Here is a 26,640-nt window from a genome sequence, read left to right as displayed (position 1 = left end):
CAACTCACGCACCCGGGCCACCGCCCATGCCGGTCGCGGCCTGCTGGTCGACGCTGTTCGCGTAGTCGTTGGAGGGGTCGCGGTAGATGGTGTGTACGTGTCCCCACCCGGAGGTGGCGACCCCGTCGACGTCGGCGCCAGCGGATCCTTGCTGGGCTTGGAACGCGACGTACACGTTCGGTCCGGAGATCGAGAAGTTGATGCCGTCGCCGGTACTCATGTCGTAGGTGGTCTCCCCGGACCAGGCGATGACGGTGTCGTCGAGAGTCGCTTCGATCTCGGCGCGGGTCGTCGCGGCGCTTTCCGCGTCTGCCATGCCGGACCAGTTCGCGATGAGGTCGAGGAGCAGTTCGCGTTGCTCGTCGGTGAGGTCCGCGCCGGTGAGGCCGTCACCGGTGGTGTAGTCGCAGGTGTCGCCGGGCGCACACATCGTCACGTCGCCCGAGGTCAGGGTCGCCTGCTGCGCTTCCGTCAGGGAATCGTAGAAGGCGAAGGCGTCGGTGTAGATGCCGTCGAAGGGCTGGACCTCGTCGCCGTTTTCGTCCGTGTAGACCGCGGGCTGGACGCCGAGGTGCGTGGGTGCGAACGTGATCGCGTCTGCGTCGCCGTCGAGCGTGGCGTTGATGCCGAGGTGGTGGCCACCGAACTGGACTTCGAAGGCGCTTGTGTCGGACGGGTCGCCGAAGAAGGCGATGTAGTACTGCCCGAGCGAGTCCTCAGTGCTGCTGCTGTTCTCGGCGAGGTACTCGTCGCCGCCGATGATGCTCGTGACGGTCTCGTACGCGTCATTGCTCAGGAGCGCTTCGAGCACGGCCATCGCGGCGGTCTGCTGCTCCTCGGTGAGGTCGGTGAGGTTCAGGCCCGCTCGTTCGACGAAGGTCACGGGGAAGTTCGACCACGAGGTCGTCTTGGTCTCGTCGTCGTAGTCGTACAGCACCGCTTCGCGCTGCTCCTCGGACAGGGTGTCGAGGAACGCCTCGGCCGCAATGGCGGTCGCAGCGATCGTCTCCGCGGTCGTCGACGAGTCGGAGGTGCTGGCTGCCTCAGCAGACGACGTGATCGTGCTTCCCGATGATGACGACGATGACGAGGAACTCGAGGAACTCGAGGAGGACGTCGTGGAGCCAGCAGTGCAGCCCGCGAGGGCGAGTCCGCTGACGAGCAGGAAGCTGGTGCCGACGAGGATGCGCGATCGATGCAGGCGCTGATGCGTAGGAGATTCTGTGTGGTCGCTCATGCAACGACTCTGCGATCGACTTCTTGCTGTTCCCTATGACGTCGCTGTGGTCCCTGGAAGAGCTGGAGACGGCTGGGTCGCGGCTCTGAACGAATCCGGGCAACCGGCCAGCGACCGGCCAACAGTGTCAGTCCTCTTAGGCGACGGTGAGGGGGTTCACGTTTCCCCATACAGACGTGTGGCTCCGGAGGGACTGCTGCAGGTTGGGTTGACTTCGTCGTGCCGCGGAACGAACTAGCGAGCAGCATGAGTCTGGCGCTGGTCGGTTGCGGACGGCAGTGAGCGAGGGTGATGCTTGAGGGGTGTGGAGATCGCGAAGGAGTCGCCGTGACAACGAGACTGCGGCGCCTGCGGCAGTGTGGATCGTGTTGCATGACGAGTCCCCTCACAACACGGTGCTTGGAGTGTTCGCGACGGAGCCGGAGGCATCACGGTTCGCGGACGAGGTGGAAGCGCGGTTCCCGCAAGGCGTCATCTGGACGCGCTTTGCACTGGGCTATCGGTACGACCGTGGGCCTGGGCATGTGGAGTTCGGACCGGCGGTCAGTTAGTCCGGACGTTGGCGGGGCTGATAGCCCCCGCCAACTCAGCTCACGGGTTGGTGCCGCAGGGGAGCTTCGCCTCTTCGTACGCGGACGCCGTACCGGTGCTGCCGGTTGGGAACGTGCCGGTGCTGCGCACGATCATCCGGAAGGTGGTTTCGCGCAGGTCATCACACTTCCGGGTTGGAGAGGTCTGCTCGAGCCGCCCCTGTCCTGCGTTCACCGAGTTGAACGGCCCCGCAACCTTCTGCAGTCCCCACCACACCGTCTTGTAGATGTCCGTGGTCTGAGAGATCCGAACCATGATGACGGTGCACTGAGTCGCGGGGTGGCCGCCGACCGCGCCGTACGGATAGATCCCGCCAGACTTCCGCTTGTAGACGTTGCCTGTGTCGATTGTGCAGCGCTGACCGTTCGCTGCCGAGATCGGCGTCACCGCCTGCGTGCTGGCACCGCCCGTAGCTGCGGGTGCCGCGGCGGAGAAGGTAGCGCTGCCGGTGGTCGCCGACGGCGCTTGCGACCAGGTGAGGTCCCCAGGTCCCGGGGCTGGCACCGATGCGTCGTATGCGGGAGCGTCGGCGGGTGCACCGGCAGCGAGTGTGGAGTTGGGTTCGGTCCGGGCGTTCGTTGCCGCTGACGCGGGCGCGGCCGCCAGCAGGGAAGTTGCGATGAGGGCACATGCTGCAACGGAGGCAGCCAGAGCGGGTTTCGTGTTGATAGGCACAGCCGACCTTCTTTCAGAGAGCGCCCCCGACTGCCCCTCGCAGCCGGTCCAAGGCGCGCGTCCTGTCTAGGCGCTATCGACCATGCTCCGCATCCCCCTCAGGGCTGCGTTTCGGTAACCATTAGGCCATCGACAACAAGTCGTCCAGTTGAGGTCAGCCCCAACTGGACATCAGACTCTTGCTGCGGCGCGCACCCGAATAGGGCGCTTGGGTTCAGCTGGTCGTTGCAACATCACCGTGATTCGGAGTGTTGCAGATGGGATCCAGGCTGGAGCAGCGGAGTTGGGAGGCGCGGTTCTGGAAGCTACTCGGACAGGGCATGAGCAGGCCAGCTGCTTGCGATGCTGCAGGAGTTGCTGGCGTACTTCTTGTTCGGGTAGACCTTCGCGATGCTCTTGAAGAACTCCCTCACCGTCGGACTTCGCGCAGCGGTGCAGGGGACCGCGGCGACTGGGCACGTGACCGCTGCGTCGCCGTTTCCAGGAGCACCTCGCGGGCTGAGTCCCTCGACAGTGTGCGCCGCCAACGGCAAAGCGTCTGCCACTTGCGATCTGAGCAACCACTGCTCCTCCGTTCGTTGGAGACGGTGTGCCTCGCGGCATTCACATTACGAACGACCTGGAGCGGGGCTGAGCGTAGCTGTGTCAGTGATCGCTGGCCGTCAAATTGAGTGCGTTGGAAGCACCGGCGGGGGTTGTGGTCCGGTAGATGGGGCGTCCGCTCGTCGCGGTCGCAACTTCGGCGTTGGAGACCGTCTTTTTGACGCCCGAACGGTCGTGTTACGTGTGACTATGGCCACATCGCCGCCCGGGGTAGTGCTCGAGAGCCCCCAGTGTCCCGGCGCCTGACGGGTGCGGACTGACCGCTACGGGGTGTCGGACTTGTGCTCGACGACGTCCTGCAGCTCGGGGCGCTTGGCGGAGACGCCGTCGCCCGACGACGTGTGCTTGATGCGCCGGACGACCCACGGCACCAGGTACTCCTTCGCCCAGCCCAGGTCCTCGGCGCGGGCTTCACGCCACGGCCGGGCCTCGAGCGGTTCGGGGTTGAACGGCTCCAGGCCGTGCGGCACGCCGAGGGCGTCGAGCACCGCGGCGGCGATCGTGGCGTGCCCCGTGGGGGAGTGGTGCAGTCGGTCCGGTGCCCACATGCGCGGGTCGCGGAGCACCCGGAGCGCCCACATGTCCGCCACCAGTGCGCCGTGCTTCAGGGCGATGGCGTGCAGGTTCTCGTTGTAGATCGCCGTCTTGCCGCGCACCATGCCGAGCACCGGCGTCATGCCGACGTCGGGCCCGGTGAACAGCACGACGGTGGCGCCGTCGCTCCGCAGCCGCGACACCATCGCGTCCACCCGCTCGGCGAGTTCGTCCGGATCGGAGCCCGGCCGGATGATGTCGTTGCCCCCGGCGGACACCGTGACCAGGTCCGGACGGAGCGCGAGCGCCGGTTCCACCTGCTCGTCGATGATCTGCTGCAGCAGCCGCCCGCGGATCGCCAGGTTGGCGTACGCCACCCGGTCCCTGTCACCGGATCAGTACACGGCGGTCATGACCGCATTCGGCCGCGCACGCGCCGCTCTCATCCACGCAGAAGCGCTCACCGCGGCGCTCGACCAGTAACACCCGCAGTAGCACCCACCGAATAGAAAAGACCGGGTGCGGAATTCCCGACAGACGGAAACTGCCAGGACCCGCACCCGGTCACTACCGGAAAGCGTAGCAAACGACATGACCATGACCGAGAACACCCAGACCACCACCACTGACACCGCTGACGCGGTGGGCGTGGACCTCGTCACCATCCCGGCTTCTGAGGCCGTGATCGAGGACAACGTCCGCACCGCGGCCGACCTCGACGCCGCGTTCCTGGCGTCCGTGAAGCGCCACGGGGTCCTCCTGCTGACGATCGGCTACCGGAACGCTGACGGGGCCGTGGTGGTCCGTGACGGGCAGATGCGTGTCCTCGCCGCCCGCGAGGCGGGAACGACCGTTCCGGTGTTTGTCACCGAGCGTGGCGACACCCCTGCCCAGCGGATCGCGGAGCAGTTGGTCGCGAACGAGCGCCGTACCGCGCTGACGGACGGTGACCGGCTCAACGCGTACCGGCAGTTGGAACTCGCCGGGCTCTCCGTCGCCGGGATCGCCCGTGAGACCGGCACCGACAAGGAGCAGGTGCAGGCGACCCTGACCGTGGCGAAGTCCGAGGCCGCCACCGCCGCCGTGGTCGACCGGCAGGTGTCGTTCGACGCGGCCCTGCTACTGGCCGAGTTCGAGGGCGACGAGGACGCCACGGCGGAACTGAACGAGTACATCAGCGAGGGCTACGACGACGAACTGCCGTTCGTCGCCCAGCAGCACCGCAACCGCCGGATCGCCGCGGCCGAGGTCGCGAAGGTTCAGGAGCAGTACCGCGAGCAGGGCGTCGCCGTCGTGGATGACATCAGCGGCGGGTGGAAGCGCCTGACGGGCCTGTCTGACGAGCCGGTACCGGAGGACGACCCGCAGGTGTTCCTGCCCGCCCTGGACGAGGACGCCCACGCCGCCGCGTGCGGAGGCCACGCGGTCCTCGTCCGGGCCTCTGGGGACAGCGCCCACGTGACCGCGGTGTGCACCACCCCGGACCAGCACACGGCGCGGGCGTTCTGCGACCGCCCCGCGCCCGAGTTGACGCCGGAGCAGGAAGCCGAGCGCGCCGCCGAGGCCGAGGCCGCGGCAGCGCGCCGGGAGCGGGAGAACCGCCTCGCGGACGAGTGGACCGCCGCAAGCGAAGTCCGCCGGACCTGGCTCACCGGACTCGTCGGCTCGAAGACGCTCCCGAAGGACGCGGCCCGGTGGACCGCATCCGTCCTGATCGCCGGGACGCGGGACTACTACTGCCAGGGGGTTCGCGTGACCGACCTGCTGGGCGTTCCCGAGGACGCCGACGCGGCCGAGTGGGCCAGCAAGCGTCCCGGGAAGGCGCAGCACGTCGCGTTCGCGTTCGCCCTCGCCGAGGTCGAAACGAACGTCGGCCGCTACGGGTGGGGCATGGCGGACACCGTGGCGGTGCCGTACCTCAACCAGTTGAGTGCGTGGGGTTACACGCTCTCCCACGTCGAGCAGATCGTCACCGGCGCAGCATCAGCCAACGACGAAGCCCCGGCCACCATCGAGGCAGCCGAGTAGGTGAACCGGTGTGAGGGTCGCAGCCAGCGGCCCTCACGCCCACCCGGCACCGGTTCGTGTCCCATCGAGGACCGGAAATGTCCCATCGGGCCGTTCTGGTGTCCGTGGGCTGCGTCCCGGCTGCGCCGTGACTCGAAGGGGCTTCGCCCCCTCGAAGCACCCCGGAGCCGCTCGACGGAGCTCGCGGCTGTCACAGCCTCCGGCGGCTGAGCGGCCATCGCGGCGATGCCGGTGGGGTGCTCCGCTCGATGGTGTCGCGGTCCTCAATGAAGTCCTCGAACACCCACTCAAGGTCATCCTGGTCCGGGTCGTCGCGATCACGCATACCCGTGAGCGTGACCCTGCCCGCCTCCGGCAGTAGTCAGGTCCGCCCGGGTCAGGATGGCGGGAACGCGGCCGCGGGATCTCCGCCGCGTGCCGCGACGTCATACCGCGCCCACGACTCCACCTGCAGCGGCGACGGCGGCTCGCCGCCGTGGACAGCAGCAGCGATCTCGTTCGCGTACATGTCACGCATCTCTTCAGCATGCTTCCGCAGCAACATAGGCCAGCTCCCCTCGGGTCGGAAACGGCAGCATCGACGATGCGCCCCCTCAGAGCGCTGAGCTCGCATCGTCGATGCGCTCGCATGATTCTGCCTCACTTCGTGCGATCTTGCACAAAGTCTCGGCTTAGAACATGCCGAAGTGCTCGCCGATCGCGCGGAACAGGCGCCGACGTGGCCGCGTGGCGGGGCGTCCTGCGTGCTCGGTCATGGGCTGACTAGCCCAAGGCTTCCGGCCAGGGGCCGGGAGTCGCTGCGCTCCGGGCGGAACCGGCTGCGCCGGCACTGTCTGGGCCTGCGGCCCGTTGGTTTGCCGTGAAGCCTTCGGCAGCGTACGGACGATCACCCGGAATGCAACCGGCTTTCGCGGCATAAACGGCCCCTCCCCGCAAGCGGGTCCCCTCCATATATTCCACGACCGGTTGCATTCCGGGCGCTCGTCCTAGCGGCGACAAGTCGCCTTCACGGCAAAACAACGAGAGGGAAGGAAGAAGCACATGCAGCACATCGACACGGTTACCACCATCGTCCCGGTCGTGGACGAGAACGACATTCCGCGGCAGTTGGCGAAGATCGCCGAGCGGGACGAAGACCTCCGGGTCCGCGCCCGTCAGGGCTACCAGCTGACCCACACCGCCTCGGTGGCAGGTCCGCACTTCACCACGTTCGTCGACACCTTCACGCACGACCGCGGGGAGTGAGAAAGCGGCCGGGACCAACACCAATTTGGTCCCGGCCGCCCCTAATCACTCTTCCCACAACCGATCCCGAAGGAACCGGTACCACCATGACTACCACCATCCTCCCCACGAAGGCCGTCGCGGCCTTGCTCCGCAAGGAACTGCGCACCCGGTTCCCGGGCGTGAAGTTTTCCGTGCGCTGCTCCACCGGTACCGCGGCCGCGTGGATCAACGTCACCTACGACGACGGCCCGACCCACCTGCAGGTCCAGGCAATTACCGGCCGGTTCGAGGGGCGTTCGTTCAACGGGCAGACCGACAGCTACGACGACAACGGCACGACCCTCGTCACGGGCGACGGAGACGAGATGCCGACCGCGGTCCGGTACTCCTGTGACGGCATCATCATCACCCGGGGTTACTCGCCTGCAGGTCGCCTGGCCGCGCAGCGTGTGGTCCGCGAGGACAGCAGCATGCGGCACCTGGTCCTCTGCGACGAGCACGGCACCCTCAACGGCCACCACGACCTCACCGACGGCCGAGGCGAGGAGTTCAGCGCCGGCGGCCGCGGGTGGCCGTACCCGACCCTGTCGGCGTGGTCGGCGGTCCGGTTCGTGCTCGAACGCGTCGACCTCACCCCCCCACCCCGGCCCACCAGTAGCCGGAAGGGCCGCGCCGCTTCGAGGAGGAAGTGACACGTCGCGACAGCAGCGGCGGGGATGTCCCGTACCCATACGTGCATCCCCGCTGCCCCAACCAGCCTAGAGAGAAGCGCAGCCCATGTTCATCACCTACGAACGCCCCACCCATCTCACCGACGAGCAGGCCGACCCGCAGGCCCCGGCCGCAGACATGGCACCCGGCGCGGACGTCGACCCCCGCGTGTCAGTGTGCGCCGCGACGACCTACGACGTCGACGGCACCCGCTGGACCTGCACCCGGCCGCCGCAGCACACCGACGACGAGCACCGGGCCGTGTTCGACCGCTACCACGGCGGCCCCGTCGGACAAATCGCGATCGCGTGGCAGTACGAGTGGGGCGGCGCCGGCCACGGCCCGTCGTCGACCGTCCCCATGACGACAGTCACCGTCACGGTCTCGTTTCCATCGACGGCGTGGACGAACGAGCAGCTGCCCGAATCGATCGCCGACGACGTGCGCATGTCCTTCTGGGAGTGCGACCACGACGACGTCACCGTGCAGACCATCGCGACCAGCACCACGCACCCCGTCGCGGGCTGACCCGCCGGGGCGGTGACGGTCGGCGACATGGTGAAAAGCGCCGGGGCGACACAGTTAGAGAATGCGCAGCACGCTATTTCTGTCAGGTGACGGTAATAGCAGAACGGCGCTAATGCGCCAGGGGATAGCCAGCCCTCCCGCCGTTATCGATGCCCCGGCCGCGCGTTCGTAAACGTCGAGCGTTGGTGTCAGATAATGCATATGCAACGACCTGCCAACAGTAGTGCCGCCCGGTAAAAAATAGTAGAAGAATGTGCGGAAAAGGCTACCCATATAGACCCGCGCGTTATAGAATAGAAGCATGCAACGAGGGAGAGGCCCCTGGCATCACAAACTTTACGAAAGGGTGATTTCGATGAGCATCACGGTTTACACCAAGTCCGGGTTCTGCGGCATGTGCAAGGCCACGGAGCGTGCTCTCGCATCCGCCGGCATCGAGTACACCGAGCTGCACCTCGAAGACGTCGACCAGGCGCAGATCGACGAGTGGAAGACCTCCCTCGGTACCAACGCCCCCATCGTCGTCACCGACACGGCGACCGGCTCCTGGAGCGGGTTCCGCCCCGACAAGATCAGCGAACTCGCCTCGAGCACGGCCGCGTGATGACGATGACCCTCGAGCGTCCGACCACCGTCCGCCCCGACGTCATCCAGCCGGAGACCCGTGCTGCCGTCGACGAGCTCTACGCCGGCGACACCGTCACCGCCTTCCGCGCGATCGACCAGGCCACCGCCGACCCGTCCGAAAACGTCCGCGAATGGGAACTGTCCGACGAGCAGCAGCAGGTCTACGAGGCTGGGTTCATGGTCGGGTTCCAGATGGCTACCCCGGCGCTCATGGCCGAGGTTCTCGAGCTGCGGTCCCGCCTCCAGCAGGCCGAGCACGATGCAGATCGGTACTACGCCGAGATGTGCCGCCGACCGGCGCCCGCTGAACCGTCCGGGTCGGGTCCGACGTTCGCGGAGATCTCCCGCACCCGCGGCGAGCACGACCGCGCCGCCCGTCACGAGGTGGCGATTGACCGCATGTTTCCCCAGTACGCCGGCACCCACGCATGATCGAAGACACTAGAACGATGGGGCAGACCACGAAGCAGAACGCCCGGAGCGTCGACGACGTCGTGGCGTTGCTGCACTCCGGCCAGGAGGGCGACCGCGCCGAGGGGATCCTCGACCCGGTCGCACCGCCCGTGGAGGTCCTCGCACTCGCCACGAGCTGGACGAACGGGTATCGGGTGCGGGCCGCGTTGGTGCTGTCCGGCGTTGTGCCGGCGGAGCGTCGTCGGCAGCTGCTCCGGCAGGAGATCCGCAACGTCACCCGCACAAAGCACGGAGTGTTCTTCCCCGCGGTCGCTGCGAACATCGACGAGCTCACCAGCCGAGGCGATCTGGACGAGGACACGCGTGCCGCGATCGCAGCAGCGCGGACGATGCTGTCGCGGTGGGAGAACTGCACCGGTGAACGCATCGTGTTCGCGAAGAGTCGCCGCGTTCGCGGCCTGGTGTTCCTGGTTGTCGCGATCGCGATGCTGCTGCTGACACTGCGCACCGTCGCGCAGGGCCCGTTCGGACCGGCCGCCTCCTGGCTGTTCTTCGTGGTTAGCGTGCAGTCGTTGATCGTGCTGTTCCTCGGCGGCCTGGCATGGGTTGATCTGCGCGGCCGCCGGCGACGGGGGAGGAACCGGTGAGCGCGGGGCGGCGCCGGATTCGTGTGCAGGGGTTCGAGATTCCCGTCGGCGATGTCGTCGGTCTGGTCCGTTGGTTCCCGCTCGAGGGGGAGTGGCGGCACGAACTCGTCACCGGCGCCCTCCATGGCATCGACCTAGACGGTCGAATCGAGCTGATCAACGGCGACGAGCTCCGCTCGTTCGACGTCGACACGTGGGCAGTATGCTCGGCCGTCCCGGAGCCGTTGCACGGGCTGATGTCCTGATGGTCGAGCGCCGCACGTTCATGTTCGCACGAGAAGCGACGACGGAATCGCCGCTGATCCCGGATGCATTCGCGGCTCCGGCTGATCTCGACGAGCTGGCGGCCCCGCCGGCGGACGGAGGCGCTGCGGAGATCCCGATGGGGGAGTTCACCCCACGGGACTGGGCAATCTTCCGGCAAGGGCAACGGTGGGGCTACGAGTCCCGGCAAGCAGAGGTCGACGCCGCACAGAACGCGTTCAACGCTGCGGACTTCGACGCCGACCGGTACTACCGGGCCGCGTACGACCACGACAACCACGACTGCGCAATCCACGCCAACAAGGGCCGCTACCAGGGCGCCGCGACCCGGCTCCTGCACTGGGACGACCCCGACGACGACGAACCAGTAGACCCTGTTCAGCAGGCCAATCCGCGGTAGAATTCACCCAGGAGGAACGCGACTATGAGCACCACTGCGCCCGGCACCCGCACCGTTCCGGCGACCCAGGCAGAGCGTCGTCTGTTGTTCGCGGACGCTGCGCTCGGCGCGGCCGGCCACCAGGTCACCGACCCGATCCTCCGCGAATACAGCCGCCGCGTCGCCGACGGCTCCATGACCGCGGAAGACGCGATCGCTGCTGGAATGGCCCACATCGACGCCCGCTGATCCGTGCCGACCACCTTCCGTGCCTGGGATGACTACTTCATCCCGGGCACGACTGTTCTCCGGAACAAGCTCGGCGCCACCGATGCGGCGGACCTCGCCGCGAAGGAAGAGTTCGCCGCGCAGGTCCGGCTCGTCGAACTCGCCGAGGATCCGGTGCAGGGTCGGTTTGACTACGACCACATGAAGGAGATCCACCGCCGGATCTTCCAAGACGTCTACGAGTGGGCCGGCCAGGAACGCATTGGTCCCGATGGGCGGATGAGCAAGAGCGGCCCGGACGTGGTCAACTTCGCTGTCGGGGATCCCGAAGCGCCGACCGTCCCGTATGGGTACTACCCGGGCCCGCAGGTGGCAGACGCCGCGGAAGCCGAGTACCGCAAGCTCGCCGACGCGAACCACCTCACCGGTTTGGGACGAACGGACTTCGTCGACCAGGTGGCAGAGCGGTGGGCGGAGCTCAACGTGGTGCACTCGTTCCGAGAGGGCAATACCCGCGCGCAGTTCGTGTTCTTCCAGCAGCTCGCCGAGCACGCCGGCTACCGCCTGGATCCGGCACCGTTCCAGGTTGGGGAGCCGCTTCGCGACCGGTTCGTCGCGGCTCGCTTCTACAGCCAGGCCACCGGCCGTTCCGACCGGCTCGCGGAGGTCCTCGGCGACGCGGTGACACCGCTGCCACGCACGCTCCCTGCTCGAGCGACGTCGTACCCGATGACGATTACGGAGGCGCTGCGCGCCAGTGCAGCAACCGACCATCGGCCGACACAGCCATCGACGGGGGCGCAACTGCCGCGGATCGACCGGTCGCACGGTCGGGACTGACCCTTCGACGGTTCAGGTGCCCGGCTTGCTGTCCCGCCAGAGGGCGACCGGGCTGCTGTGGGCGGGGCAGAGGTCAACGAACCCGCGCCGCCGGCCCTCCGGGGTGTTCGCGGGCAGCCAGGACTGTTCGCGGGCGATGAGCCGGACTCCGTCGATGTCTTCGCCGTCGTAGGCGGGCACGAGGGTTGCGGTGCAGCCGGGGTGGTCGCACCGCATGATCACGGTCGGGTTCACGGTCACAGCTGCAGTCTCCCGCACTGCGGCGTGATCGCTGTTGCTCTCATGCGACTGCGACGTCGTCGGTGCCGTCACCGAGGGCCGTCGGCGGCAATGCGTGGGCGCCGCGGCCGAGCGATCCGCCATCGGTCTTCGTCGTCATGACTCGTCCTCCGCTGGCCGTGCTGTCGGCGAGTGGGTCGGAGCCGGCGCCACCTCGGTGGGGTGCACGATCGGGGCGAGGAGGGCGCCGATGATGGCGGCGGCCAGCAGCGCGCCGGCGATGGCGAGCTGCTGGCCGCGACGGGAACGCACCCCGGTCACCGGTTCCCGGTGACCGGGACGGGCATGGACGTCATCGCTCGACACCGCCGCCGCGCTGCGTCGACGAAGTCGGACGAGTCGGCGCGGCCGATGGCGTCGCGGCCGCGGCCGGCGCGGCCGCCGCGCTCCGCAGCGACGACGCGACATTCATCGGGTAGGAGGTCACCGGCCCGTGCGGCGGTGTGCCGGCATTGCTCTCCGCAGCTGCGGGTGCCGGCGTTCCGGTTTCGGTGGTGCGCGGGTCCCACTGGGTTCCGGTGAGGCCGTTCTCGTCGATGTACCGGTGCAGTTCTGTGCGGACGGTATTGGCCTCGGTGTCGGCTGCTCGGGCTTGGACGGGATCAGGTGCCGGTGCATCTTCGCCGTCGTACCAGTCCGGCCCGGTGTTGCCGGAGTACACGTCCGCGGCGCCCTCGAACGTCTCCAGGCGTGCGTGAAGGTCGGCGATGTGGATCGCGACGTCTTCGGGTACGAAGGCCGGTAGTGCGGTCGCACGCTCCTTGGTGCGGGGGTCGAGGTAGGTACCGTCGAGGTGCAGGTTGTCGACCTCCGCGGTGAGCGCGACGTACGCGCTGTGCGCGTCGACTTCCCGCCCTGGTTCGGCTGCGAGCTCGACCCAGTCCTGCGTCATCTGCCCGACGTGCTGGTCGACCTCGAGGGAGATCAATTCGCCGGTGCTGGTGAGCGGGCTGTCGACGTCCGTAGCGGCGGCTGCCTGTTCGCTCCCGAGCCGGCGGTATTCCGCGGCGGCCGCTTCGTCCGCGGCGGACCAGCGGTCGATGACTCTGGTGAGGATGTCGACGAGTGGCGCGGTGGGGGTGGTGTCGGCGGTTTCGTGCGCGGCCGCGTAGAGCGCCTCGGCGTTGGTCGCGGAGCCGAACTCTGCGTACGCGTTCGCTGCGAGTTCGACGGCGCTTGCGGCGCTGCCGGGGTCGTTTACGAGACGGTCGATTGCGGCGTTGACGTGGTCCCGGACACCGTCGGCATACCCTTCGAGGTCGGCTGTCTCGACGACTCCGGATGCGAGGTCGTCTTGTGTTGCTGCCGAGCTGCGCAGCCCGAACTCGACGCCGCGGACGGCTTGGTCGTGGAACCGGTCGGTGTCGGCTGCCGCTGCGATCTCGCTGAGGGGCGCCGCGGCTGCGACGCCGGTGTCTTCGTGTGCTGCGGTGAACAAGTTCACCGCGCGTTCTGCAACCGCGGGCGAGGTGTGCTGCCACTCGCCGTACGCCTCCGCTGCGATCCGCACGGTCGTCTCCGGTGATGCGCTCTTCACGGTCAGGTTGTGCATGGCGTCGTCGAGCGCGGCTGCGCGCTCGGCTGCGGCTGCGGTGACTTGGTCCTGCGATGTCCTGCTTGCGGCGAGGTCGTCGCGGGTGCGTTCGGCCGCGTGCCGGCCGAGGTCCACGTTGGAGCGTGCGATGTCGGCGAGCGACGACGCCTGTTCGGCTGCCTGCTCGTCCTGTGTGGGTGTGGTGATGGGGGCGCGGTCCTGTCGACGGAACCGGGCAAGGAATCCGGTGCGGGTTTGCGGGTCGGACATGGTGTTGCTCCTTCGTTTTTGGTCCGACCGCTACGCGGCGGCCTGGTCTGCTGCGGGATCGGATGCGTCGGTGTCTTCTGCACGAGAGATCTCTCGCGACGGGGTCGTTGCCGCGCTGCCGTTGAAGTTGCGCCGCCGGGTGGTATTGGTGCGCTTCTTCGCCGGTTTCGGCGACGCCGTCGGCAGTCCGAAGCTGGCGAGCTCGGACTCGTTCCACCCGGCGTCGACAGCGAGTGCGACGGCGGTGTCCAGGTCGGAGCGCAGCTGCACGAGCTGGGCTTCGGCGTCGGCCACTGCGTCAGCTGCGGTGACGGTGTCGCGGAGCGCGGCGAGGCGCTGCTGGTGCGCTTCTTCGGCGCGGCGGGTGATGTCGTCGAGGTCGTATCTGGTTGCCATGCATCCAGTGAAAGACGGGCCCGCGCGCGCAAGGTCACACACTTTCGACGTGCGCCGAACATCGGACTCGCGATGCTCGTGCCGTCCCTGCTGAAAACCTTCACGTGCTGCGCACGTGAAGGCGCTAGGCGCCGTGTTGGTGCGGAGCGGAGGCGGAGCGGAGCAAGCTATACACTTACGCTCCGTAAGTGGGTTGATCTGCTTCCGTTCCGGTGGCAGATGCGGCAGGCTGGGCCTACCGGTCCCCGCTTGGGGCGGGTTCGTTGCACTGGGCTGGAGGGCGTTGATGGCAGAGGCAGTGCCTTCGGCTCGGGCGCGTTCCAGGCGCCGGCGAGCGAACACCAGTGCCGGTCCGCGGAACATCCCGCACAAGGTGATGGTGAACGCGGAGGAAGAGGCGGCGCTGGTCGGTCGGGCGCACGCTGCCGGCGGGATCACGATTCCGCGGCTGCTGCTGGAGAGCGCATTGGCGGAACCGTCGGGGACGTCGTCGACCGAGCGCCGCGATCGCGTCGCGGACCTGTTGACGATCCGCCGGCTGCTGTCGGCGAACTCGAACAACCTCAACCAGATCGCGCGCCTGGCCAACGTCGGCGAGGGCATCGCGGGCGATCTGCCGCACACGTTGCGTGCGATCCGGACGTTGTGCGATCGGATCGATCGGATCCTCGTTGAGGAGTACGCCCGATGATGCCGAACATCACGCGCGGCGACCGGGCGTCCGGGCTGCTGGCGTACCTGGTGGGGCAGTCGACACGCGAGGCGCACCACCACTCCAACGCGCACACCAACCCGCACATCGTGGCTGGCCACGACGCGATCGTGCACGACGCCCCGGCGGGCGAGCTCACGATGGACGACGCTCTCGACATCGCGAACCTGTTGGACATGCCACGCCGCTTGTACGGGACGCGGGTGACGGTGCCGGTGAAGGAGTGGGACGACGCGCTCGGCAAGAAGGTGAAGGTCGGCGAGCGAGACGCGCACGTGTGGCACGCGTCGCTGTCGATCAAGGCCGACGAGGGTCCACTGTCGGATGCGAAGTGGGGTGACATCGCGCGCGACTTCGTCGACGGGATGGGCTTCACCGATGCGGACGGTGCAGGGTCCTGCCGGTGGGTTGCGATCCGGCATGGCGAGTCCGCCGGGGGAAACGACCACATCCACATCGCGGTGTCGCTGGTCCGCGAGGACGGCGAGAAGGCTCGCGTGCACGACGACTTCCGTCGCGCGCAGCGACTCACGAACGAGCTCGAGCACAAGTACGGGCTGACGGTGCTCGCCTCCCGTGAGCAGGACAAGTCCACGCTTCGGGGTGTGACGCCTGCAGAGCTTGAGCGCGCACGTCGTGACGGTGACCGGGTTACCCAGCGTGACGAGCTGCGCCGTCGGCTGCGGTCCTCGCTGGCGGTCGCGACCGACGAGGTGTCCTTCATCGATCAGTGCCGCCAGCACCGCGTGCTGGTGCGTCCTCGATTCGATAAGGACAACCGTGACCGTGTCGTGGGCTACTCCGCAGCGATCGTCCCCGAAGTCATCGACGGCGTCCGGCAGGCTCCGATCTGGTTCGCCGGATCGAAGCTCGATCGGAACTTGGGTCTGGGGCAACTACGCGAACAGTGGCAGTCTGACCCTCCAACGGAAGGGGACGCCGTGGTGTTCTGGAAACGGCGCGGACGCGTCGAGAAGCAGCTCGAGGACATGCCGTCGTCGCTCGGTAAGCGGCCCACGTCGGACGAGATCCGGCAGCTGAACGGGAAGTACGGCGAGACGGTGCTGCCAGACTTCTCTGGGGTACCGCAGACTGCGTCGATGTCGCCGGCGGAAGCGTCAGCGTTCTACGCGCGCCTGTCGATGCTGACCGAGCGCGCAGTGCACGGGCCGCTGGCCGAGACGTCGAACGAGCTCGCGCAGGAGGCGCAGCCACCACGGCGCGGCCGTCGCGGGCAGCCGAGGGTGCAGCGCGGCGACGCGGCCTACTCCGCCCGGCTCGCGAACCGGGCGACGTCGACAAGCGCGCGAACGGGGTGGACAGCCGTGTTCCGACAGGCATCCCGCACCGCGGGTGCGGTCGCCGACGCACGCCGAGAGCGTGCAGCCCTCGTCGAGGCGCAACGCCTCGCCGCATCCACGACGGAAGCGAACGCCGCGTGGGAGCGGTGGGCGCAGTCGATGGGCTGGAACGACCCGGCCCGGCAGGGGCCAGCGCCGGTTCAGCCGCAGACGCAGACGCGTGCGCCGCGTCGCGGCCGGGACACCGATCGCGGCCAGGGCCGCTGAGACCAGTAACGCCGAACAGCAGGAGAAGGGTGAGTAGTTATGTCGGAAGAGGAGATCGGTCAGGAAGTCGATCGAGTAATCCGAGCGGCCTCGATGGCCCTCGGACAACTTCGCGAGCACGCGTCGCGGAAGCAGGCCGAACGGGACGCAGCGACCCGCACTCAGTACGACGAGCAGCGGCGTCTCCTGCAGCAGCGGATGGGCGAGCTGCACGAGGCCGTGCGCAGCCCCGACTTCTGGGCCAGCGCGAACGGTGAGCGTGTTGCCAACACCGTGGACGTCATCGTCGCTGCCGGCCCGGACGTCCCGCACGGGCAAAACATGTACGACACCGTCCGCGGCAACCTTGAGCGCCGCTACGGGATTGACCTGGACGAGCTCCGCACAACTTACGCCGGCGACGCGAGCGGACGACGCCGGGCGCTGATCGACGCTGTCGACGACGCCGTTGCAGCGCGGAAGCAGTCGGCCGACGCAGACGCCGGCACTGCCGATGACCTCGCCTCCGAAGCAACCGTCGTCGCAAATCCGGAGAAGCACGCGGATCTTGTTGACGGCAGCGAGCAGGCGCTCACGTCCGCGACCGTCGAATCTCAGGACGCGAACGCGCTGCAGGCAGGTGCAGACGCCGCGGCGACCGCGACGCCGGCCAGTGCCGTGGCAGGAGTTTCGGCCATCACACGGCCACTGACGGCCACGCAGCAGGCGCGCGCGACCGTGGACGCCAGCTACCCGATGACCGTTCGCGAGTCGCTGATGGCGGCCGCGGCCACCGGTCAGGTGAAACCGCAGAAGACGGGGACGAAGCAGCGCGATCGCCAGCGCGAAGCCACCCGCACTCGCTGACCCTCAGCGCACAACGGCGCTGGAGGGCTGCGACGAAACGCTCGTCGTCGGTCTCCACGTTGTTGTGGAACACTCCCAACTTCGCGCAGCCGCTTCCCTAGCGGTGTCGAAAGCATGACGGCCGCATGGGTAACTGAGCATCTCACTGGCGGTGTTGCGCCCGTTCCGAAGCGGATCGCTGCCCGCGGCCGCTTCAATGGGCGTGGTCTTGGCCCTGAGTGGCTCTCCAATTTCCAGGGCCGCTCCGACTACAGCCGGACTCGTCTCTTCGAGCGAGGCACCCACCAGGTGGCCAAGGAACCGCCCAAGTGGGCCCTGCAGCTCGGCTCCGGAGGACTCGCACGATGCGAGGCGTGGATATGTCTCGCCGCCAGGTCGATACATTCCGCACTTGGACTGTGGTGCGGAGGCACCAGCTAATTCTCCGCTCTAGACGCGATGAACGGCGATTAAAACGTAAAAGGTAACCACGTATCCGATTGACAGTAGCCCGGATGTCCATAATGCGGACGTGGCTAGTGCCTTGTATTCTCCCTCCTTATTTCCGGCACGGCCTACCCTGATCAGAACTTGCGGCAGTGCCGGTAGTAGCGAGAGAACCAATGCCCATGTGAAGTAAAGGCGTCGGCGTCGGCGTCGGCGTGCTTCATCGCTGGCTTTTTCGATTTTTGCGGTTGCCTGCTTCAGTCGGTCGCGAGTCTTCCCGAGCTTGCGCGACGCGAAAGCAACAATGACGCCCGGTTTTCCCGTCGATGAGCTGCGTAGAGAGAACAATACCATCAGGACCGCGGGTCCAAAAAAGAGCAGGGCAGAAGCTACGCCGGACGTCAATATCGGAGCCCACGAATGACTGTCCAATGCTGGTGCGAAAGCCACCCAGCCCGTCAACGTGTAGATGGCAAGCCCCAAAATCAGCATCGTGATTTGAAAAACGCTCTCAAGGATCTGCTGTTGCGCAATGGCTGTCGATATTGAGATCAGTGCCCAGCATGACGCGGCTGCGGCAAGCGCCGACAGCATTCCGGCCGCAAACATCACCCCCGGTTCCGGTCTACCTAACGCGAACAGCCATGCGCCCCATGGGACAGCAGACGCAAAAATGATAAGCACCAAGAGACGCGTGTGCGGATATTTTAGGGTTCTTCGCGGCAGCCGCACGTATGCGTGCGTGGCCTCCCTAATGCTGCGCTTCTCGAGCGCCTCGCGCAGCCGCGGATCATTTGGCAGATCGGCCGCAACCGCCGTCTCTGCAGCGACCACGGCGAGCACGATGCTAGCGCCTACCGGGCCAAGCGTTCTGAAAAGGTCCACCTGTTGATCAGGCCTGATGAACCAGTAATAGCAGAGAATGGTTACCCCGAACGATGCGATCCCGGACGCGCTGGCCAGCGCTCGGACCATTCGACGCCGACCAACCTCGGCTGGCTCAATTTGGCTTAGGAAATCGCCGTCCTTATTAAGGCTCCGTACACCGACCTGAAGCGCGAAAAGCAAGGCGCCGAGCAGTGTGTACGCTGTCAATATATTGTCTGTTGACGTCGGTCGCCCAAGGGTCGCTACAACTGCTTTTGTGTCCCCGCCCATGCGGTCTCCGAAGTAACTCACAAGGACCAATATCACGAGCCCCGCGGTCAGGATCAGCGCCGTAATGGCGTATCGCCTAACTTCCCTGCCGACCAGGCGGACGTACTCGTCCGCACCCTCGACCAAGCGGCGTGCCTTCGTACGGTCGTTCTCGTCAGGCTGCGCCGCGGCCAAGTCGGGCTGCCGTCGTTTCCACTTCCACATGTTTCCAGCGTAACGTCGAGTAGTGCCGATAATGTACCTTATGTCAACTCAGGATGTGATGGACCCGTCGTTCTCGCTCACCGGTCCCCTGCTGACACGGTGCGGAAACCAGTGTTCCCCAACGTGCTCATGGACAGAGTCAAACAAATGGTCTTGCTGCTCACCGCACCGATCCTCAGCCGACCGATGCGGGCACTCGAGCTCGGAGACGATACCGCGACCTCGCTTGGCCTGAATGTGGCAAGGGTTCGGCTGACGATCACCGCCGGCGGGGTGTTGCTCGTCGCAGTCGTCGTCGCTGCCGTCGGACCGATCGGATTTATCGCGCTCACTGCACCCCGGGTGGCAGCTTGGCTGACCGGGTCCACGAGCATTCCGTTGCTGGCATCCACCGGTGCCGGTGCCGCGGCAACAGTCACCGCCGACCTCATGGACAGCATCTCCTGGCACCGTTTCAGATCCCCGTCGGCTTGGTCGCGGCGGCCCTTGGCGGCGTGTACCTCCTCATTGCCATCGGCCGCCGCGGCGGATCCGAGTACCGAAACGCAACCTGACGGCCGCTTCTCGCAACGATCACGAACCCACCGGTAGGGCAGCCCAGCTCACGGCTGCCTCACCTGGCTTGGGCGCTGAAGATTCGAGGGTTCTGGAGAACCTTGCCGCCCATGCCAGGTTTGAGCGCAAGGCCCACGAAGATTGCCTCGCGACGACCGCGTCCTGATCACGGACCGCGACGTGAGCAGGTCGACACGATGATGCGAATCGACTCCGTGGACTTCCCACAGATGAAGACTTCAACAATCGTGCAGCGTGTATAGCACCACCCTGTCTTGTCGACAGTGGCGACGTGGGCTGACTCGCGCGAGCAGGAGCGTCTCGTGGGCCTGATGATCGGATTCCTCGCGTTCCAGCAATCCGCCGTCGGCACCGTCACCTGGCTGCTGCTCAGCGAGCTCGCCCCCGCTCAAGCCCGTGGCATCGCCATGGGCATCGGCGGCATCTTCGTCTGGATGGCGAACTTCGCCATCGCGCTGGTGTTCCTGCCCCTCGTCGACGCCATCGGCGCCGGCGCCACCTTCCTCGTCTTCGCCGGACTCGGAACGGCCGGCATCGCATTCGTCCGGTTCTTCGTCCCCGAGACCAAGGACGCCAGCCTCCACGAAATCGAAGAGACTCTCAAGACCGGCGCCATCCCCATCATCGAAACCCACTAAGCCCCGATCGCGTCTTCTCCGCCAGCGCCTTGTCCCTCAACCGACGGACGAGCTGGTCCAGACGTGCCTGCAGCCGTGCCGGTACCCGGTCGCCGAACCGGTCGAAGTGCGCCCGCAGCTGCTCGGCCTCGGCGGACCACGCCGCCGGGTCGACGGCGAACAACTCGTCGAGCGCGAAGCCGTCGAGGTCGAGCCCGACCAGGTCGAGTGCGCCCACAGCGGGCAGCCCGCCGATGGGGCTCCAGTCCACGTCCGCTGAGCCGTCGAGCCGGCCGGCGATCCATTCGAGCACGCGGACGTTCTCGCCGAACCCGGGCCAGAGGTAGCCGCCGTCCGAGGACTTGCGGAACCAGTTGACTCGGAAGACGCGCGGTGCCTTCGAGCCGAGGCGGTCACCGATCTCGAGCCAGTGCGCCCAGTGGTCCGCCATGTTGTAGCCGCAGAACGGCTGCATCGCGAAGGGGTCGAGGCGGAGTTCGCCGACGGGTCCCTCTGCCGCAGCGGTCTGCTCGCTGGAGATCGTCGAGCCGAAGAACACGCCGTGTTCCCAGTCCTCGGCCTCGGCGACGAGTGGGACGTTGGTGGCGCGGCGACCGCCGAAGACGATGGCGTCGATCGGCACGCCGTCGGGGCTGTCCCAGTCGTCCGAGATGGTCGGGCACTGGTCAGCGGCGACCGTGAAGCGTGCGTTGGGGTGCGCGGCCGGGGTCACGCTGCCCGGCTCCCACGGCCGTCCGCGCCAGTCGATGAGGTGCCGCGGCGGTTCCTCCGACGCGCCCTCCCACCAGACGTCGCCGTCGTGCGTCATCGCGACGTTCGTGAAGATCGTGTTCGAGTGGACAGTGGTCATCGCCGCCGGGTTCGTGTCCGGGCCGGTCCCGGGTGCGACGCCGAAGAACCCGGCCTCGGGGTTGATCGCCCACAGACGGCCGTCGGCACCGGGGCGGAGCCACGCGATGTCGTCACCGATGGTCTCGACCTTCCAGCCGGGCAGCGTCGGGGTCATCATCGCGAAATTGGTCTTGCCGCAGGCGGAGGGGAAGGCGGCGGCGACGTGCAGGACCTTCCCCGTGGGCGTGGTGACGCGGATGAGGAGCATGTGCTCGGCGAGCCAGCCGTCCGCGCGGGCCATCGACGACGCGATGCGGAGGGCGAAGCACTTCTTCGCGAGCAGGGCGTTGCCACCGTACCCGGAGCCGTACGACCAGATCTCGCGGGTCTCCGGGAAGTGCGCGATCGTCTTGGTCGAGTTCGACGGCCACGGCACGTCCGGGATCCTCGTGCCGTCGTCGTCGACGAGCGGCATGCCCACGGTGTGCAGGGCCGGGACCCAGACCGTGTCTGGCCCGATCTGCGCGAGGGCATCAGCGCCCATCCGGGTCATGATCCTGGTGGACACCACGACGTACGGCGAGTCCGTGATCTGGACGCCGACCTGCGAGATCGCCCCACCCACCGGCCCCATCGAGAACGGCACGACGTAGAGCGTCCGCCCGCGCATCGCACCCCGGAAGCGCGCCGTGAGCTCGGTGCGCATGACGTCGGGTTCCCGCCAGTTGTTCGTCGGGCCGGCGTCGGCCTCGGTGGCGGAGCAGATGAAGGTGCGGTCCTCGACCCGTGCGACGTCCGCGGGGTCGCTCCTGGCGAGGAAGCTGTCCGGGCGCAGGCCCTGCTCCAACGCGATGAGGGAGCCGGCGGCGACCATCTCGGTGAGCAGTGCGCGGTTCTCGACCTCACTGCCGGAGCACCAGACGACGTGGTCCGGTTCCGTCAGGGACGCGACCTGGTCCACCCAGTGGTGGAGGGCCTCCAGGCCGGGTCCTGGCTCGATCGTCGATCCGATCGTCTCGGTGGTGGCAGTCATGCTGATCCTTCGAGGTCGGGCGCCCGTGGCGTGCTGCGGACGGCGTCAGCCGGTCGCGGCGAGCGAGTCGACGCGCAGCCAGGTGGAGTGGTCGGTGTGGTGCGGTGGGCGGAACGGCTGGGCGCCGTCGCCGCGGGTGGCCGGGGTGGCGCGGAGTGCAGCACCCCGCTGGGCGACCGCTGCAGCGCCCCAACGGACTGCGAGTCGCGCGGCGGCCGACGGCGTCGCGCCGTCCGACTCGGCGGCGAGGTACCCGGCGAGTGCCGCGTCACCGGCCCCGGTCGTGTCGACGCAGTCGGTCGCGACCCCGGGGACCAGTTCGTGTCGGTGGGCATCGACGAGGAGCGCCCCGGCGGCACCCATCGTGACAAGCGCGCGTCGTGCGCCCCGCGAGAGGAGGGCGCGCGCTGCACGCACCGTCTCGTCGACCGTCGTGACGGGGTGTCCGACGGCCTGCGCGAGTTCGTCGACGTTCGGCTTCACGAGGTCGACCGGCGCGAGCGGGTCGAGCACCGCCGTCAGCTGGTGGCCGGGGACGTCGAACGCGACCGACAGTCCGATGGCGCGGGCCGCGACGACGAGCGGGAGCACGTCGACGAGGTGGTCGCCACCGGCGACGGCCGGGAGGCACCCGGTCACCACGAGCCATCGGGCGTCGGTCTCCAGCGTGGTGCGGAGCACGGCCACGGTCAGCGTCGTCCACTGCGCACGTGTCAGCGGGGCCGGGGCCTCGTTGACGTTCGTGGTGGCGCCGTCCGCCGCGGTCACGACGGTGTTGACCCGGGTGCGCACGCCGAGGTCCACCGGCGTCAGGCCGGAGCGTGCGTCGTCGTCGAGCGGCGCGAGCGCCTCCGGCGACAACGGGGCGACCGCGTGCGACGCCGCGCCGTGCGCGAGGAGCGCACGGGTGACGTTCACGCCGTTGCCCCCGAGTGTCTCGGTGACGGTGTGGGCGCGGTGCACGGTCCCGCCCCGCAGGGTGTCGACGGAGTACGTCCGGTCGATCGCAGGCGCCGGGGTGAGCGTGACGATCGTGCGTCCCGTCCGGGTCGCCGTCCACGCCGCAGCGTCCGGACGTACCGTGCTCATGCGGCGACTCGCTCCCCGAGGACGGCACGGATGCGGTCCGCGACGCGCTCGACCGACAGTCCGTACTTGTCGAGCAGGAAGTCGTTGGGGCCCGACTCGGCCCAGGAGTCGACGAGCCCGACCTTGTGCAGTCGGGCTCCGCTGGCGTGGCCGGCGAGGACCGCCGCGACGACGTCACCGAGTCCGCCGACGACGTTGTGCTCCTCGACCGTGACGACCTGGGCCGCACCGTCGAGCAGCGCCCAGAGGGCGTCGTCGTCGAGGGGCTTGATCGTCGGCAGGTGCACGTGTCGGACGCGGTGTCCCTCGGCCTCGACGGCGGTGATGGCCTCGACGGTGCGGGAGGTCTGGACGCCGGTCGAGACGACGGTGACGTCGGGGCCGGTCCCCGCGTCGCGTTCGTTGCCCTCGCCGTCGTCGCTGCCGTCTCGCAACAGCACGGGCGCGCCGATGCGGAACGCGTAGCTGCCGTCGAAGACGTCGGCGACCGCGTCGCGGGCGAGCCGGAGGTACACGGGGCCGTCGTGGTCGGCGGCCCAGCGGATCATCGCGGCGGCCTCGGTCTCGTCGGCCGGCGCGAGGACGATCATGTTCGGCAGCGCACGCATCACCGACAGGTCCTCGATGTCCTGGTGGGTCTTGCCGCTCGCGCCGTTGAGCAGCCCGGTGTACGCGGCGGCGAGCCGGACGGGGGCCTTCGTCTGGGAGACGAGCATGCGCACCTGGTCGAGCGCGCGGTTCGTCAGGAAGACCCCGAACGACGACAGCCAGGGGCGGTAGCCGAGCGTCGACATGCCGAACGCGATGCCGACCATGTTCTGCTCGGCGATGCCGGCCTGGACGAACCGGTCCGGGTGGGCCTCGGCGAACGTGACCGCCATGGTCGAGGTCGCGAGGTCGCCGTCGACGACGACGATGCGGTCGTCGGTCCGTGCGAGTTCGGTGAGGGTGTCGCCCCACACTGCGCGCTGCGCCTTCATGCCAGGGCCTCTGTCTTCTGGTCGATGAGCAGTTCCGTGCGGGCGGTGTCGAGCTGCTCCGCGGTCGGGACGCCGTTGTGCCACTTGAACGTGGCGCGGGTGAACGAGACACCGTTGCCCTTGACGGTGTGGGCGATGATCGCCGTCGGCTTGCCGGTCGCGCCGCGGGCGGCGTCGACCTCGGAGTACGCGTCGAGGATCTCCTCGAAGTCGTGGCCGTTGATCTCGATGACGTTCCAGCCGAACCCGCGGAACACGGCCGGGAGGTTCACGTGCCCCATCGGTTCGCTGCGGTCGTAGCGGTCGTGCTCGCCGGCCGGCCAGCCGTACTGCTGCAGACCGTTGAGGTCGACGATCGCGGTGAGGTTGTCGAGGCCGTAGCGGGGGGCGTGGATGACGGTCTCCCAGACCATGCCCTCCTCGATCTCGCCGTCGCCGAGCACCACCCAGGTGTGGAAGTCCTTGCCCTGCATCTTCGCGGCGATCGCCATTCCGGAGCCGGCGGAAAGTCCCTGCCCGAGGGACCCGGTGGAGGAGTCCACCCCCGGCGTGAGCTTCATGTCGGGGTGCCCCTGGAGTCGGGAGTCGCCGTGGTCGAAGGTGGCGAGCTCCTCGACGGGGAAGTACCCCCGGAGGGCGAGCACCGAGTAGAGCCCGATCGCCGAGTGCCCCTTGGACAGGATGAACCGGTCGCGGTCAGGGTCCTGCGGCTGCTCCGGGTCGATCCGGAGCTGGTGGAAGTAGAGGGCGACCATCAGGTCCATGGCGGACATCGGGCCACCGATGTGCCCCGCCTTGCTCGTCGCGACCGTCTCGAGGACACGCCAGCGTCCTTCTCGGGCGACGGTCTCCAGGTGTTCGACGTCTCTCGCGTCGTTGCGTGTCACGGCGACTCCTTCGTTCTGCGGTGGTGGCATCAAACTATCACTCTGTGAACGGCGTGTCTACTGCGTGAGATTAGCGGGACGAGTCGACGAAGCCGGCGTGGTCGGCGTGGGAGGATGACGACATGGCAGACGGCGCCTCCGACGACGGTGGGATCGAGATCCTCAGCAAGGCCGGCGCGATCATCGACGCGCTGGCCGAGACCGAGGCCCTGACGGTGAGCGCGCTGGCGGACGCGGTCGGGGAACCCACGTCGTCCACCTACCGCCTGCTGCAGAGCCTCATCGCGATGGGCTGGGTCGACGCCGCCCCGGCCCGCGGCACCTACCGTCTCGGGCTCGCCTGCATGCAGATCGGCGGCGTCCTGGAGGACTCGCTCGACGTCCGCGGGCTCGCCCTGCCCCGGATGCGAGAACTCCGCTCGAGCGCCGGCGTGGCTGCACTGCTCTGCTACCGCCGGGGCACGCGCGCCGTGTGCGTCGAACGCCTCGAGGGCCACGACGTCCGCTCCGTGGCGATGCAGGTGGGCGACTCGCTGCCGCTCCACGTCGGCGGGGCGCCCCGCGCCCTCCTGGCGTTCCTGGCCGCCGGCGAACAGCACGCCGTGGTCGACGAGCTCCTGGCGACGCCCGACCTGCCGTACGCCGTCCCGTCCCGGGGCGCGCTGCAGGCGGAGCTCGAGGCGACTCGATCGCGCGGGTACGCCCGGTCCGACCAGGACGTCACGATCGGCATCGCCGCCTTCGGCAGTCCCGTCTTCAACCACCGCGGCGAGCTCGTCGCCGCGGTGTCCATCAGCGGGCTGCGAGAACGGCTCGTCGACCGCGAGTCCGAGCTCGCGGACCTGGTGATGTCCACCGCCGCCGCGATCAGTGCGGACCTGGGGTACGACGGAGGTCGACGTGGCTGACCGGAAGCCGATGCGCGTGCTCGCCAACTCGATGGCGGTGGTCGAGGCCCTCGCCGAGCGGGGGGACCTCTCGCCCGCTGAACTCGCCGAGGCGACGGGACTCCCCCGCCCCAGCGTCTACCGGTTCATCGACGGACTCCGGGCCGTCGGGATGGCGACCACCACGGACGAGAACCGTGCGCGCCTCAGCGTGAAGTGGTTGCACCTTGCCGACGCCGCACGGGACGCCATGACCGAGTGGTCCGGCGCCCGACGGATCCTCGACGACCTCGCCGAGCGCACCGAACAGACCGCGTTCCTGACCGTGCCGCGCGGCGACGAGGCCGTGTGCGTCGACTGGGCGCCCGGTCGAGGCATCGGCGTCCTCACCCTGGCACCGGGCCGGTCTCTGCCACTGTACGCCGGGGGCGCCGGTCGCCTCGTGCTCGCGTACGCCCGTGACGTCGACGAGTACCTGGCCGACGGGCCCGAGCGTCGACCGCTGACGAGCGCGACGATCGTCGACGCCGACGCGCTCCGCGAGGACGTCGAGCGCACGCGGTCCCAGGGGTTCACACTGTCGCTCGACGACGCCACGATCGGGATCGGCGCGCTCGCGTTCCCCGTGCTCGGGTCCGATGGGGCGCTGATCGGGTGCCTGTCGGTCGCCGGCCGGTCGGTCGATGTCCGCGAGCGCCAGCAGGAGTTCACCGACGCCGCGCGTGCGGCCGTCGCGGAATTGAGGAGCGGGGCCACCAGCGAACTGGCGACCCCGCTGTCCTGACGCGCACGC

The 26,640-nt window shown here is 68.1% G+C and carries 30 protein-coding genes and 1 pseudogene; 18 read left to right on the top strand and 13 right to left on the bottom strand.

What is annotated here, in order from left to right; all coding sequences use genetic code 11:
- Positions 1-4 precede the first annotated feature (4 nt).
- The 3 genes and pseudogenes from DEJ14_RS19160 to DEJ14_RS19150 all read right to left on the bottom strand — a co-directional run.
- Entirely contained in the window at positions 5-1,237 is a 1,233-nt protein-coding gene (locus DEJ14_RS19160) for a DUF3500 domain-containing protein (protein WP_111085135.1), read from the bottom strand.
- A gap of 591 nt (positions 1,238-1,828) precedes the next feature.
- Positions 1,829-2,215 carry a hypothetical protein gene (locus tag DEJ14_RS19155; RefSeq protein ID WP_111085134.1) on the bottom strand — a complete coding sequence of 129 codons (387 nt, stop codon included), beginning with the start codon at positions 2,213-2,215 and terminating at the stop codon, positions 1,829-1,831.
- Positions 2,216-3,369: 1,154 nt separating this feature from the next.
- A pseudogene (locus DEJ14_RS19150) lies at positions 3,370-4,014 on the bottom strand (SGNH/GDSL hydrolase family protein); the annotation flags it as partial.
- A 223-nt stretch (positions 4,015-4,237) separates the two neighbouring features.
- Here DEJ14_RS19150 and DEJ14_RS19145 point away from each other — a divergent pair.
- Complete coding sequence (locus DEJ14_RS19145; protein WP_111085133.1) at positions 4,238-5,668, top strand: ParB/RepB/Spo0J family partition protein; 1,431 nt, start codon at positions 4,238-4,240, stop codon at positions 5,666-5,668.
- A 376-nt stretch (positions 5,669-6,044) separates the two neighbouring features.
- Here DEJ14_RS19145 and DEJ14_RS19140 read toward each other — a convergent pair whose 3' ends face one another.
- Positions 6,045-6,185, bottom strand: coding sequence for a hypothetical protein (locus DEJ14_RS19140; protein ID WP_284180446.1), 141 nt, complete (start codon positions 6,183-6,185; stop codon positions 6,045-6,047).
- A gap of 524 nt (positions 6,186-6,709) precedes the next feature.
- Between DEJ14_RS19140 and DEJ14_RS19135 the strand changes: the two genes are divergently transcribed.
- The 10 genes from DEJ14_RS19135 (at position 6,710) to DEJ14_RS19090 (ending at position 11,533) form a co-directional block, all read left to right on the top strand.
- A complete protein-coding gene (locus tag DEJ14_RS19135; RefSeq protein ID WP_111085132.1) occupies positions 6,710-6,913 on the top strand; it encodes a hypothetical protein in 204 nt (67 codons plus the stop codon).
- A gap of 86 nt (positions 6,914-6,999) precedes the next feature.
- Positions 7,000-7,587: an LPD29 domain-containing protein gene (locus tag DEJ14_RS19130; protein ID WP_111085131.1), complete on the top strand. Its 588-nt coding sequence runs from the start codon at positions 7,000-7,002 to the stop codon at positions 7,585-7,587.
- Between the two features lie 85 nt (positions 7,588-7,672).
- The gene (locus DEJ14_RS19125; protein WP_111085130.1) at positions 7,673-8,134 is read left to right on the top strand and encodes a hypothetical protein; all 462 of its coding nucleotides are present in this window, start codon (positions 7,673-7,675) and stop codon (positions 8,132-8,134) included.
- A 355-nt stretch (positions 8,135-8,489) separates the two neighbouring features.
- Positions 8,490-8,738, top strand: coding sequence for a glutaredoxin domain-containing protein (locus DEJ14_RS19120; RefSeq protein WP_111085129.1), 249 nt, complete (start codon positions 8,490-8,492; stop codon positions 8,736-8,738).
- Entirely contained in the window at positions 8,738-9,193 is a 456-nt protein-coding gene (locus DEJ14_RS19115; RefSeq protein ID WP_111085128.1) for a hypothetical protein, read from the top strand. Before DEJ14_RS19120 ends, DEJ14_RS19115 begins: the two co-directional genes overlap by 1 nt.
- Before the next feature lie 17 nt (positions 9,194-9,210).
- Positions 9,211-9,822 carry a hypothetical protein gene (locus tag DEJ14_RS19110; protein ID WP_111085127.1) on the top strand — a complete coding sequence of 204 codons (612 nt, stop codon included), beginning with the start codon at positions 9,211-9,213 and terminating at the stop codon, positions 9,820-9,822.
- Entirely contained in the window at positions 9,819-10,067 is a 249-nt protein-coding gene (locus DEJ14_RS19105) for a hypothetical protein (protein WP_146249729.1), read from the top strand. The genes DEJ14_RS19110 and DEJ14_RS19105 overlap by 4 nt, the downstream gene beginning before the upstream one ends.
- Positions 10,067-10,486, top strand: coding sequence for a hypothetical protein (locus tag DEJ14_RS19100; RefSeq protein ID WP_111085125.1), 420 nt, complete (start codon positions 10,067-10,069; stop codon positions 10,484-10,486). Before DEJ14_RS19105 ends, DEJ14_RS19100 begins: the two co-directional genes overlap by 1 nt.
- A 24-nt stretch (positions 10,487-10,510) precedes the next feature.
- Entirely contained in the window at positions 10,511-10,714 is a 204-nt protein-coding gene (locus tag DEJ14_RS19095) for a hypothetical protein (RefSeq protein WP_111085124.1), read from the top strand.
- Between the two features lie 3 nt (positions 10,715-10,717).
- Complete coding sequence (locus DEJ14_RS19090) at positions 10,718-11,533, top strand: Fic/DOC family protein (protein WP_111085123.1); 816 nt, start codon at positions 10,718-10,720, stop codon at positions 11,531-11,533.
- A gap of 12 nt (positions 11,534-11,545) precedes the next feature.
- Here DEJ14_RS19090 and DEJ14_RS19085 read toward each other — a convergent pair whose 3' ends face one another.
- The 4 genes from DEJ14_RS19085 to DEJ14_RS19070 all read right to left on the bottom strand — a co-directional run bounded on the left by DEJ14_RS19085 (position 11,546) and on the right by DEJ14_RS19070 (position 14,012).
- Positions 11,546-11,773: a hypothetical protein gene (locus DEJ14_RS19085; RefSeq protein WP_111085122.1), complete on the bottom strand. Its 228-nt coding sequence runs from the start codon at positions 11,771-11,773 to the stop codon at positions 11,546-11,548.
- A 135-nt stretch (positions 11,774-11,908) separates the two neighbouring features.
- The gene (locus DEJ14_RS19080) at positions 11,909-12,064 is read right to left on the bottom strand and encodes a hypothetical protein (RefSeq protein ID WP_181437504.1); all 156 of its coding nucleotides are present in this window, start codon (positions 12,062-12,064) and stop codon (positions 11,909-11,911) included.
- A 40-nt stretch (positions 12,065-12,104) separates the two neighbouring features.
- A complete protein-coding gene (locus DEJ14_RS19075; RefSeq protein WP_111085121.1) occupies positions 12,105-13,616 on the bottom strand; it encodes a hypothetical protein in 1,512 nt (503 codons plus the stop codon).
- A gap of 30 nt (positions 13,617-13,646) precedes the next feature.
- Entirely contained in the window at positions 13,647-14,012 is a 366-nt protein-coding gene (locus DEJ14_RS19070) for a hypothetical protein (RefSeq protein WP_111085120.1), read from the bottom strand.
- Positions 14,013-14,391: 379 nt separating this feature from the next.
- On the opposite strand from DEJ14_RS19070, the gene mobC reads away from it, so the two are divergent.
- The 3 genes from mobC to DEJ14_RS19055 are packed head-to-tail and all read left to right on the top strand — an operon-like array spanning position 14,392 to position 17,138.
- Positions 14,392-14,703: a plasmid mobilization relaxosome protein MobC gene (gene mobC, locus DEJ14_RS19065; RefSeq protein ID WP_181437503.1), complete on the top strand. Its 312-nt coding sequence runs from the start codon at positions 14,392-14,394 to the stop codon at positions 14,701-14,703.
- Positions 14,703-16,292, top strand: coding sequence for a relaxase/mobilization nuclease domain-containing protein (locus tag DEJ14_RS19060; protein WP_146249728.1), 1,590 nt, complete (start codon positions 14,703-14,705; stop codon positions 16,290-16,292). Before mobC ends, DEJ14_RS19060 begins: the two co-directional genes overlap by 1 nt.
- 39 nt (positions 16,293-16,331) lie before the next feature.
- Positions 16,332-17,138 carry a hypothetical protein gene (locus DEJ14_RS19055; protein ID WP_111085117.1) on the top strand — a complete coding sequence of 269 codons (807 nt, stop codon included), beginning with the start codon at positions 16,332-16,334 and terminating at the stop codon, positions 17,136-17,138.
- A 429-nt stretch (positions 17,139-17,567) separates the two neighbouring features.
- On the opposite strand, the gene DEJ14_RS19050 is transcribed toward DEJ14_RS19055, so the two are convergent.
- A complete protein-coding gene (locus DEJ14_RS19050) occupies positions 17,568-18,926 on the bottom strand; it encodes a hypothetical protein (RefSeq protein WP_146249726.1) in 1,359 nt (452 codons plus the stop codon).
- Positions 18,927-19,073: 147 nt separating this feature from the next.
- On the opposite strand from DEJ14_RS19050, the gene DEJ14_RS19045 reads away from it, so the two are divergent.
- Together DEJ14_RS19045 and DEJ14_RS19040 are read left to right on the top strand one after the other, a co-directional pair.
- Entirely contained in the window at positions 19,074-19,517 is a 444-nt protein-coding gene (locus DEJ14_RS19045; RefSeq protein WP_181437502.1) for an iron chelate uptake ABC transporter family permease subunit, read from the top strand.
- Between the two features lie 296 nt (positions 19,518-19,813).
- Entirely contained in the window at positions 19,814-20,140 is a 327-nt protein-coding gene (locus tag DEJ14_RS19040) for an MFS transporter (RefSeq protein ID WP_258373261.1), read from the top strand.
- Here the strand turns inward: DEJ14_RS19040 and DEJ14_RS19035 are convergent.
- Genes DEJ14_RS19035 through DEJ14_RS19020 form a run of 4 tightly spaced genes read right to left on the bottom strand, consistent with a single transcriptional unit; the run spans position 20,124 to position 24,960 of the window.
- Positions 20,124-22,004 carry a phosphoenolpyruvate carboxykinase (GTP) gene (locus DEJ14_RS19035; RefSeq protein WP_111085114.1) on the bottom strand — a complete coding sequence of 627 codons (1,881 nt, stop codon included), beginning with the start codon at positions 22,002-22,004 and terminating at the stop codon, positions 20,124-20,126. The genes DEJ14_RS19040 and DEJ14_RS19035 overlap by 17 nt on opposite strands.
- A 45-nt stretch (positions 22,005-22,049) precedes the next feature.
- Entirely contained in the window at positions 22,050-23,093 is a 1,044-nt protein-coding gene (locus DEJ14_RS19030) for a 1-phosphofructokinase family hexose kinase (protein WP_111085113.1), read from the bottom strand.
- Positions 23,090-24,073, bottom strand: a complete 984-nt coding sequence (locus tag DEJ14_RS19025; protein WP_111085112.1) for a transketolase family protein — start codon at positions 24,071-24,073, stop codon at positions 23,090-23,092. Before DEJ14_RS19025 ends, DEJ14_RS19030 begins: the two co-directional genes overlap by 4 nt.
- Positions 24,070-24,960, bottom strand: a complete 891-nt coding sequence (locus DEJ14_RS19020; protein ID WP_258373247.1) for a transketolase — start codon at positions 24,958-24,960, stop codon at positions 24,070-24,072. Before DEJ14_RS19020 ends, DEJ14_RS19025 begins: the two co-directional genes overlap by 4 nt.
- A gap of 122 nt (positions 24,961-25,082) precedes the next feature.
- Here DEJ14_RS19020 and DEJ14_RS19015 point away from each other — a divergent pair, with 122 nt between their 5' ends.
- Positions 25,083-25,868: an IclR family transcriptional regulator gene (locus DEJ14_RS19015; RefSeq protein WP_111085110.1), complete on the top strand. Its 786-nt coding sequence runs from the start codon at positions 25,083-25,085 to the stop codon at positions 25,866-25,868.
- The gene (locus DEJ14_RS19010; RefSeq protein WP_111085109.1) at positions 25,861-26,631 is read left to right on the top strand and encodes an IclR family transcriptional regulator; all 771 of its coding nucleotides are present in this window, start codon (positions 25,861-25,863) and stop codon (positions 26,629-26,631) included. Before DEJ14_RS19015 ends, DEJ14_RS19010 begins: the two co-directional genes overlap by 8 nt.
- The last annotated feature ends 9 nt before the right edge of the window (positions 26,632-26,640 follow it).

Source organism: Curtobacterium sp. MCJR17_020, assembly GCF_003234365.2.
Taxonomy (GTDB): Bacteria; Actinomycetota; Actinomycetes; order Actinomycetales; family Microbacteriaceae; genus Curtobacterium.
Note: the sequence above shows the minus strand (reverse complement) of the source record. Positions and strands in the feature narration are given on the sequence as shown.